The organism is Oscillibacter sp. KLE 1728, assembly GCF_934833455.1.
Classification (GTDB): domain Bacteria; phylum Bacillota; class Clostridia; order Oscillospirales; family Oscillospiraceae; genus Oscillibacter; species Oscillibacter welbionis.
Map to the genome: position 1 here is coordinate 1 of NZ_CAKVVF010000088.1, position 8,542 is coordinate 8,542.

The 8,542-nt window shown below is 64.3% G+C and carries 11 protein-coding genes; 7 read left to right on the top strand and 4 right to left on the bottom strand.

The features are described 5' to 3' along the window. Positions 1-4 precede the first annotated feature (4 nt). The 5 genes from fdxA (at position 5) to rsmI (ending at position 4,411) form a co-directional block, all read left to right on the top strand. The gene (gene fdxA / locus QVE23_RS09275) at positions 5-178 is read left to right on the top strand and encodes a 4Fe-4S ferredoxin (RefSeq protein ID WP_287968028.1); all 174 of its coding nucleotides are present in this window, start codon (positions 5-7) and stop codon (positions 176-178) included. Positions 179-377: 199 nt separating this feature from the next. Continuing rightward, positions 378-1,646 carry a S41 family peptidase gene (locus tag QVE23_RS09280; protein WP_287968024.1) on the top strand — a complete coding sequence of 423 codons (1,269 nt, stop codon included), beginning with the start codon at positions 378-380 and terminating at the stop codon, positions 1,644-1,646. Continuing rightward, complete coding sequence (locus tag QVE23_RS09285; RefSeq protein WP_287968025.1) at positions 1,643-2,497, top strand: TraX family protein; 855 nt, start codon at positions 1,643-1,645, stop codon at positions 2,495-2,497. The genes QVE23_RS09280 and QVE23_RS09285 overlap by 4 nt, the downstream gene beginning before the upstream one ends. A 349-nt stretch (positions 2,498-2,846) precedes the next feature. Further along, positions 2,847-3,581 carry a tRNA1(Val) (adenine(37)-N6)-methyltransferase gene (locus QVE23_RS09290; RefSeq protein WP_119311553.1) on the top strand — a complete coding sequence of 245 codons (735 nt, stop codon included), beginning with the start codon at positions 2,847-2,849 and terminating at the stop codon, positions 3,579-3,581. After that, positions 3,578-4,411, top strand: a complete 834-nt coding sequence (gene rsmI / locus QVE23_RS09295) for a 16S rRNA (cytidine(1402)-2'-O)-methyltransferase (protein WP_021749169.1) — start codon at positions 3,578-3,580, stop codon at positions 4,409-4,411. Before QVE23_RS09290 ends, rsmI begins: the two co-directional genes overlap by 4 nt. A gap of 79 nt (positions 4,412-4,490) precedes the next feature. On the opposite strand, the gene QVE23_RS09300 is transcribed toward rsmI, so the two are convergent. Beyond that, positions 4,491-4,733, bottom strand: a complete 243-nt coding sequence (locus tag QVE23_RS09300; RefSeq protein WP_021749170.1) for an AbrB/MazE/SpoVT family DNA-binding domain-containing protein — start codon at positions 4,731-4,733, stop codon at positions 4,491-4,493. 193 nt (positions 4,734-4,926) lie between these two features. Between QVE23_RS09300 and QVE23_RS09305 the strand changes: the two genes are divergently transcribed. Both QVE23_RS09305 and QVE23_RS09310 read left to right on the top strand, forming a co-directional pair. Next, positions 4,927-5,511 carry a nucleoside recognition domain-containing protein gene (locus QVE23_RS09305; protein WP_036630220.1) on the top strand — a complete coding sequence of 195 codons (585 nt, stop codon included), beginning with the start codon at positions 4,927-4,929 and terminating at the stop codon, positions 5,509-5,511. Beyond that, positions 5,508-6,029 carry a spore maturation protein gene (locus QVE23_RS09310; RefSeq protein ID WP_036630223.1) on the top strand — a complete coding sequence of 174 codons (522 nt, stop codon included), beginning with the start codon at positions 5,508-5,510 and terminating at the stop codon, positions 6,027-6,029. Before QVE23_RS09305 ends, QVE23_RS09310 begins: the two co-directional genes overlap by 4 nt. 20 nt (positions 6,030-6,049) lie before the next feature. Here the strand turns inward: QVE23_RS09310 and QVE23_RS09315 are convergent, their stop codons facing one another. From QVE23_RS09315 to QVE23_RS09325, 3 genes are all read right to left on the bottom strand, one after another. Then, positions 6,050-6,961, bottom strand: coding sequence for a GerMN domain-containing protein (locus QVE23_RS09315; protein ID WP_021749174.1), 912 nt, complete (start codon positions 6,959-6,961; stop codon positions 6,050-6,052). Then, positions 6,958-8,394, bottom strand: coding sequence for a sensor histidine kinase (locus QVE23_RS09320; RefSeq protein ID WP_287968026.1), 1,437 nt, complete (start codon positions 8,392-8,394; stop codon positions 6,958-6,960). The genes QVE23_RS09315 and QVE23_RS09320 overlap by 4 nt, the downstream gene beginning before the upstream one ends. Continuing rightward, the coding region (locus QVE23_RS09325) for a winged helix-turn-helix domain-containing protein (protein WP_287968029.1) at positions 8,372-8,542 on the bottom strand (171 nt) is incomplete at its 5' end. The genes QVE23_RS09325 and QVE23_RS09320, both read right to left, overlap by 23 nt.

Genomic DNA, 8,542 nt, shown 5'->3' on the forward strand with positions numbered 1-8,542 from the left:
TCCCATGGCCTACAAAATCACGTCTGCCTGCGTGAGCTGCGGCACTTGCGCGGACGCTTGCCCCGCCGGTGCTATCAGCCAGGGTGATGACCAGTACGTCATCGATGCTGCCGCTTGCCTGGACTGCGGTTCCTGCAGCGACACCTGCCCCAACGGCGCCATCGTCCCCGAGGAGTAATCGAGGATACATAAAAGGTCCGCGAGCCAAAGCTCGCGGACCTTTTTGTCGTTTCGGCAACTGTAAGAAATCTGTAAGAGATTTCTCCATAGAGTTGTAAGAAATTGGTGTTATCCTGCCGGTGTTCCCCGCTGGAGTGAAGAAAGAGGCCCTTTACTCCCGTAATATTGGGGACAGCCGATTTGAAAGGAGACACACGATGAAACACGCTTGGAAGAAGCTGCTGGCAGCAGCGGTGCTGCCCTGTCTGCTGGCGGGATGCGGTGCCCTGGGAGGGCCGGAATCTGAGGTCCCCTCCATGGACCACTTGCTTGGCTTGACCCAGGACCAGCGGCTGGAGGACTACGACTACCTGGTCCAGACACTGGGGGACAGCTATCTCTGCATGGGTGTCCGAGACCGGGACAACCCGGAGGACCCGTCGGCGGCCATCTTCCAGGCATACCGGGAGATGATCCAGGAAAGCGACAGCGACGAGGTATTCTATTCCGCTGTTTACAGCACACTGTTCCGCCTGGGGACGTACGGCCACCTCTGGATCGTGGAGCCGGATATGTACCGCGCCTACTGTGAGGCCTATGAGGACGGCGGCATCCAGGACCGGGAGCACTGGCGGGAGGTACTGACGGACCCGGTGACCGTCCGGGGCTATGAAAGACTCCAGACGCTGCTGGATGCCTACGGCGAAGAGGACGGCACGGTCAATTCAGCCGATTCGGAGGAGCCTGCCGCGAACCTCAACACCCTGCTCCTGCCCGGCGGAGACGTGGGGTATGTGAAGATCGACAGCTTCCCGGCGGAATATGAGGACAGCTACGCCACAGACCGGGCGGCCCTGACGGACTTCTACCGCCAGGCGGCGGACTGCACGGATCTCATCATCGACCTGACGGACAACTCCGGCGGAAGCGAGGTCTACTGGCAGCAGCTGCTGGCGGCGCCCCTGACGGACCGTCCCCTCTCCTGCACCAACTATGCCCTGCTGGCGGAGAGCGACAACAACCGCCCCTATATCCAGGAGGTGTTCTCCCCGGAGGAGCTGCACCCCATCGCGGACCTGCCGGATCTGCCCAAGCTGGAGCGGGACGGAATCCAGGCCGCCACCCACTTTGTGGAGAGCACCCTCTCTGTGGAGCCAGCGGCAGAGCGGGCACCTTTCCACGGCCGCATCTGGGTGCTGGTGGGGCCGGCGGTCTACTCCGCCAGCGAGTCCTTCGCCGTGTTCTGCCAGGAGACAGGCTTCGCCACCCTGGTGGGCAGTCCCACCGGCGGCGACGGCATCGGGGCTCTGGATCCAGTCTTCCTGCAGCTGCCCAACAGCGGCATCCTGGTGCAGTTCACCATGATGTTCGGCCTGAACGGTGACGGCTCCAGCAGTGAGGAAACGGGCACCACGCCGGACATTCTCTCCCCCGCCGGGGAACCGGCTCTGGTGACGGCCCTGCGGGCCATGGAGGGAGCCGCATGACCGACCACTGTCTGGAGGAAAGCCGCGGCCTTTCCGGAGAAACGCCACAGGGGCTGCCCGCCTGCCCTCCCCCGTCCGCTGAATGCCTGGAGCGGTCCCGGGGCGGGCTCTCCCTCAATCATCTGAAGGCCGTGGCGGTGGCGGCCATGGTGATCGACCATATCGCCTTCGCCTTTGTCCCCGACGGCACCCTGTTGGCGATTCTCCTGCATTCCATCGGAAAAATCACCGGCCCCACCATGTTCTTTGCCGCCGTGGAGGGCTGTCACCACACCAGAAACCTCAACCGGTATCTGCTCCGCCTGGCTGTTTTCGCGCTGGTCAGCTGGTTTCCCTTTCTGTACTTCCACTTCGGCGGCGATCTGGCCGCCATCCAGCTGATGCGCCCCAATGTCATCTATACCATTTTTCTGGGCGTTCTGGCGGTCCGCATCCGCAGGAGCCCGCGCCTCTGCTCTGCCTGGAAGGTCCTGCTGATTTTGCTCCTGTTCATCCTGTCTGTCCCGGCGGACTGGGGCTACACAGGCGTGGTGATTATCCTCGTGTTCGACTATTATTATGGCAGTTGGAAGCACCAGGCGTTTGCCTACTGCATGGTGGTCATGCTGGACATGGGGGTGCTCTCCCTGCTGATCCACCCGTTTTTCGGACTGTTTTACGACCATGTCTTCCAGATCGACTGGGAGCTCTACGCCTACTCCGTCGAGTACGTGGGGGCGTTTCTGCCGCTGCTGCTCCTCTCCCGCTACACAGGCCGGCACGGAACCAGCGGCGGTTTTTCCAAGTGGTTCTTTTATATGTTCTACCCCCTCCACCTGCTGGTCCTGGGCTGGCTCCGGACCGTGCTGTAAGTCTCGGCCCTCACGACCCGCAGGGGCCTGGACCGGCGGGCGATGAGAGCATCGGCCTGCTGCAGAAACTTCCATCACCCACCGGGCCAGCGGCAGCAAAAAGAGAAGGCGAGAACATGCAGTGGCCGCTCCGCGCCGTCCGCACGATCCGCCACGGGGCAGCAACTACAGGAATCGCAAAAGGCCCAAAGGCCAGACCAAATCGGCGCTTGCACCGATCGTCGCGCGGAGGGCCACTGCACCGGAGCGCGCCCAAGCGGCCTTTTCTTTTGAACCGTGCCCCCCATTGCAAGAATGATGATCTTCCATTATAATATGAATATAGACATCATCCAATGGGGGGATCGACTTGCAGCACTGGGAACTCCTCTGCCCCGGCGGACTCTCCTTCGTCTGCGATGACGGCCTGTTCCAGCCCAGTACCGACTCCTTTCTGCTGGGCAGCTTTCCCCGGCTGAAGCCGGGGCTTCGGGTGTGCGACCTGGGCAGCGGCACCGGACTGCTGGGCCTTCTGCTGTTCCAGCGCCAGCGGGCACTGTCCGTCACCGGTGTGGAGCTGCTGCTGGACGCCGTCCGCTTGGCGGAGCAGGCCGCCGCCCGGAACGGCCTGGCAGACCGCCTGATCTTCCGCCGGGGAGACCTACGAAAGATCCGCGGCCTGCTGCCCGCCGGTGGCTTTGACTTGGTGGTGTGCAACCCCCCCTACTATCCCGCCGGGTCCGGCAGGCTGCCGGAGACTGAGGCCCTCCGGGCTGCCCGGTCCGAGACTGGCTGCACCCTGGAGGATATCTGCACCGCAGCAGCCTGGCTGCTGCGGTGGGGCGGGAGCTTCTGCCTGGTCCACAAGCCGGAGCGGCTGGCGGACCTGTGCTGCGCCCTCCGGGCCCGGGGACTTGAGCCCAAGCGGCTGCGCCTCGTCTGCCGCCGGGCGGGGGACGCCCCTTCCCTGCTGCTGTTGGAGGCCCGCCGGGGCGGACGGCCCGGGCTGGACATCGCCGCCCCCCTCTGCCTGGAGGACGGGACCGGCCGCCCCACGGCGGAGCTGGACAACGCCTATTTCCGAACAAAGGAGACGAACGCATGAGCGGTACGCTGTATCTGGTGGCCACGCCCATCGGCAACCTGGGGGACTTCTCTCCCCGGGCAGCGGAGACGCTGGGAGCCGTGGACTTCATCGCCGCGGAGGACACCCGGGTCTCTGTGAAGCTGTTGAATCACTTTCAGATCAAAAAGCCCCTGGTGAGCTACCACGAACACAACCATGCCGCTGCGGGCCAGGCCATCCTGCAGCGGCTGCTGGCTGGGGAGTCCTGCGCTCTGGTGACGGACGCCGGTACACCGGCCATCTCCGATCCCGGAGAGGATCTGGTGCGGCTGTGTGCCGAAAATGGGGTGGAGGTGCTCTCCATCCCCGGCTGCTGCGCGGCAGTGAATGCCCTGGCGGTCAGCGGCCTGCCCACGGGGCGGTTCACCTTTGAGGGCTTCCTCACCGTCAACAAGAAAAGCCGCCGGGAACGGCTGGACTCTCTGAAAAACGAGGAGCGGACCATGATCTTCCACGAGGCGCCCCACAAGCTGCGCGCCACGCTGGAGGACCTGCGGGAGACCTTCGGCCCGGACCGGCGGGTGGCCCTGTGCCGGGAGCTGACGAAGCTCCACGAGGAGACTGTGCGCACCACCCTGGGAGAAGCGGCGGCCTATTACCAGGAAAACACCCCCAAGGGAGAATACGTGCTGGTGGTGGCGGGCAGCCCGCCCCGGGAGACCGCCGCCGTCACGCTGGAGGAGGGGACGGAGCAAGTCCTGCGGCTGGTGGCCCAGGGAATCCGGCTGAAAGATGCCGCCCGGGAGGTATCGGCCCACACGGGTCTTTCCAAAAACGAGCTGTACGCCGCGGCCCTGGAGCGGTCATGACCCGCGCAGGACATACAGCGCAGAAGACGCCCATGCGGAGAACTCCGCATGGGCGTCATGTTTTCAGCGCACAGGGCGCTCACAGCTCTTTCAATTCTTTCAGGCACTTGGGGCAGATATTCTTCCCCTTGAATACCGTGATGTCTTTGGTGGCGTCGCAGAAAACGCAGCTGGGCTTGTATTTTTTCAGAATGACGGACGAGCCTTCCACATAGATTTCCAATGCATCCTTCTCGCCGATATCCAGCGTCCGGCGCATCTCGATAGGGAGCACGATCCGTCCCAGTTCATCCACCTTTCTGACAATTCCCGTTGATTTCACGATGTATCTCCTTTTTCAGCAATATGTCCTAACTATCCATTTATAAGAACATATCACAGACGGTCGCATTTTGTCAATTTGATTCCAAAAATAAAGTGAATTTACCAATTTGCTTTTTTGAAATCTCAGTTGTCCTCTCTATATTTTTTGTGAGGCAACTGGGTATCCGTCACAAACACAGGGGGGAATGACAATGGCAATGACCTGGATCTGGACCGGGATGGTGGTGCTGTCCCTGGTCTTCGGCCTGTTCACCGGGAATCTGGACGCCGTGGCCGACGCGGCTATGGACGGCGCCGCCTCCGCCGTGGAGCTCAGTGTCTCCATGGCCGGCATTCTGTGCCTGTGGAGCGGCGTCATGGAAATCATGAATGTCTGCGGCCTCTCTGCCGGATTGGCCCGGGCCTTCCGGCCCATTCTGCGGCGACTGATGCCCCAGGCCAGCCGGGATGAAAAAACGTTGGCGGCACTCTCCGCCAACGTGTCCGCCAATCTGCTGGGACTGGGCAACGCCGCCACGCCCCTCGGGATCCAGGCGGCCCGGCGGATGGCCCGTGGCTGCAGCGGCACCGCCAGCGACGAGCTGTGCCTGCTGGTGGTGCTGAATACCGCTTCCATCCAGCTGCTGCCCGCCACCATCGCCTCCGTCCGCAGCGCCAGTGGAGCCCAGTCTCCCTTCGACATCCTGCCGGCAGTGTGGCTGGCCTCGGCCCTGTCGGTGGTGGTTGGCGTTCTGACGGCCAAATTCCTGGCCGCCGTGGGGAGGTGCCGGCGTTGAATCTCAGTTCTCTGGTGATCCCCGTACTGCTGGCCGGGGTGGCCCTCTACGGCATGGGGAAGCGGGTGGATGTCTACGGCGCCCTGACCCACGGGGCCGAAGAGGGGCTCACGGTCCTGCTGAAGGTCCTGCCTGCTCTGGTGGGACTGCTGACCGCCGTGGCCATGTTCCGGGCTTCCGGCGCCCTGGAGTGGCTCACGGGCCTCTGCGCCCCGGCGCTGGAGTTTCTGGGCATTCCGCCGGAGACCACGCCGCTGATGCTGGTGCGCCCCGTATCCGGCAGCGGCGCCCTGGCAGTCGGCTCGGACCTCATCGCCACCTACGGCCCCGACAGCTACATCGGCCGAGTGGCCGCCGTGATGCTGGGCAGCACGGAAACCACATTCTACACCATCGCCGTGTACTTCGGCTCTGCCGGGATCATCCGCACCCGGCACACGGTCCCGGCAGCCCTGGCCGCGGACCTGACGGGGTTTCTGGCCTCCGCCTTCGCGGTGCGGCTGTTCTTCGGCGCCTGATGGGGCGGCGTCCCGCGCCGTCAAGCTGCGCTGAGATAAGGCTCCAGCACAGCGGCGCCGCCGTAGGCGGAGGCGAACTCACCGTCCACCAGATACCGCACCTCTTCCACTGCCCGCAGGGACAGCAGGGAGTCCGCCAGTGCCCGGAGGGCCAGGGACAGATCCGCCCCCTCCGGCAGACCCGGCAGAGCCGCCGTGGGCAGATCCACATAGCACGTGCTCTCTTCCAGCCGGACGGAAGTCACCTGGAACCCCTCCGGAATGGCGGAGAGCCAGTCCTTTTCCTCCGTCCCCTCCAGCAGGGCCTTGACCACGGCCCCGGCCTGCGTGTCCCCCTCGTACAGGTCCAGTGTCATCTCCACCGGCGTCAGGCCGCCGGTCTCATCCAGAAAGTACAGGGTGGCGTTCAGCGTGTCGATCACATCCTCGTTGCTGGAAAACAGGACATCCCTGGCTGTGAAGATCTGCCGGTCCCGGTAGGCCAGCGGCTGGCCCCGGACCGTCACGCTGACAGCGGAGATCTCCGGCAGCTGGGTCAGCGTCAGGGTGATGGCATAGTCTGCCAAGGCCAGCGCCACGCCGGAGAGCAGCCGGTAGCGGGAGGAGAGGTCCACCTTGGCCCGGGTACCATCCAGCTCCAGGGACAGCAGGGTAGTCTCCTCTGGAATGGCGCTGGTGAGGGCGGCGTCCTCCGGTCCCGCCAGCAGCTCCGTCACCAGATACTCCGCCAGCTCCCGGGTGTCCCGCACCTCGCCCGACTCGATGTACAGCGGCTCCGCCCGCAGGGCATCGCCGCCAGGGGCGTCGGACAGATCCGCCTCCAGGAAATAGAGGTCGTATGTCTCGCCCTCGCCGGAAATGCGGGGCTGTCCCCAGCCGAAGGCCGCCAGAAGGGCGGCGCACAGCAGCACGGCAATCCATCGCTTTTTCATGTCTGGCCGCCTCCTTCCCGCCAGGGCCAGCGGACGGTGAAAACAGCGCCGCCTCCAGGACGGTTGGCCGCCTCCACAGTGCCGCCCCGCTTTTCCACCGTGTCCCTGACGATGGCCAATCCCAGACCCGTGCCGCCGGCAGCGCGGGACCGTGCCTTGTCCACCCGATAGAACCGCTCAAAGATCCGGGGCAGGTCCTCTTCCGGGATGCCGGCGCCGTTGTCCTCCACCGTCAGCACCACCTGATCCCCCTCCCGAAACAGGGAGACCTGGACCGTGCTGCCCGGCGGCGTGTACTTCACGGCGTTGTCCGTCAGATTATAGATGATCTGGTGGATCTCATCCCGGGTGGCCAGCATCGTACAGGTCCCCTCCGCCCGATAGGTCAGTTCCGTTCCCTTCTCCTGGGCCACCAGGCTCATCATCCGCATCACCTGCTCCAGCACCGGCAGCGCGTCCACCACCACCGGCCGCTCCAGCACGTTGCTGTCCAGCCGGGTCAGGCGGAGCAGATCCTCTGTGATACGGGAGAGGCGCTCCGCCTCCTGCCCGATGTCTGTGACAAATTCCCGGGCCGTCTCCCGGTCGATGTTCTCCGTCTGGAGGATGGAGTCCGTCAGCAGCCGGATGGCAGCCAGCGGCGTTTTAAGCACGTGGGAGGCGTCGGACACAAACCGGCGGCGGGCGGTATCCGTAGTCTTGAGGCGGTCCGTCAAGCTGTTGAACTCCTGGGCCAGCTGGGCGATCTCGTCGCGTCCGGGCACCTCCGCCCGGTGGCTGTAAGCGCCCTCCCGCACCTCCCGGATGGCGGTGAGCAGCTGGCCGATCTTCCGGGTCAGCGCCCGGGACAGCAGGCCGCTGAGACACAGCACCACCACCGCGATGCCGGCGGAGAGCCGCAGTAGATTGCCCTGCAGCCCCTCCAGCAGAGCGGCCTGCTCCGTGTCATACTCGTATGCGTATACGGCGCCGATGATCTGGTTCTGGTACAGCACCGGCGAGGCCGCCCGGCTGCGGAAGGCCCCGCCCCGGTAGCTGCTGGAGAACACGTCGTTCCCCAGCAGGGCCTGGACGATCTCTGTGTAGAAGCTGTACTCCCCCAGGGCGTCGTTGGTCTCCCGGGTATCGTAGAGGACCTTGCCCGCACTGTCCGTCACCAGGATGCGGCTGAGGCCCGTCTCCTCCACCACCGCCATGGCCTGGGACACATTCTCCTCGGTCAGCCGGTCCAGACCGGACAGGGAGTAGACCATCACGGACACGCTGCTCTGGAGCGTGGTTGCCTTGGAGCGGAACACCAGATCCTGCGATACCCGCAGCGGATAGGTGTTCAGCAGCAGCAGCACGCCCGCGATAATCAGGATATAGCTCAGGCCGAACTTGAACTGCAGGCTGTCCCAGATCCTGCCCTTATCCTTTGAAATAGTATCCAACTCCCCACTTGGTCATAATATACTCCGGCTCCGCCGGGTTCTTCTCCAGCTTCTCCCGCAGGCGGCGGATGTGGACATCCACCGTCCGGTAGTCCCCGGCGTAGGCATAGCCCCACACCACGTTCATCAGATTCTCCCGGCTGTACAC

What these genes read in the sequence shown, in the direction of transcription:
- fdxA (WP_287968028.1), top strand. Translation starts at nt 5, where the DNA reads ATGGCCTACAAAATCACGTCTGCCTGCGTGAGCTGCGGCACTTGCGCG.
- QVE23_RS09280 (WP_287968024.1), top strand. Translation starts at nt 378, where the DNA reads ATGAAACACGCTTGGAAGAAGCTGCTGGCAGCAGCGGTGCTGCCCTGT.
- QVE23_RS09285 (WP_287968025.1), top strand. Translation starts at nt 1,643, where the DNA reads ATGACCGACCACTGTCTGGAGGAAAGCCGCGGCCTTTCCGGAGAAACG.
- rsmI (WP_021749169.1), top strand. Translation starts at nt 3,578, where the DNA reads ATGAGCGGTACGCTGTATCTGGTGGCCACGCCCATCGGCAACCTGGGG.
- QVE23_RS09305 (WP_036630220.1), top strand. Translation starts at nt 4,927, where the DNA reads ATGGCAATGACCTGGATCTGGACCGGGATGGTGGTGCTGTCCCTGGTC.
- QVE23_RS09315 (WP_021749174.1), bottom strand. Translation starts at nt 6,961, where the DNA reads ATGAAAAAGCGATGGATTGCCGTGCTGCTGTGCGCCGCCCTTCTGGCG.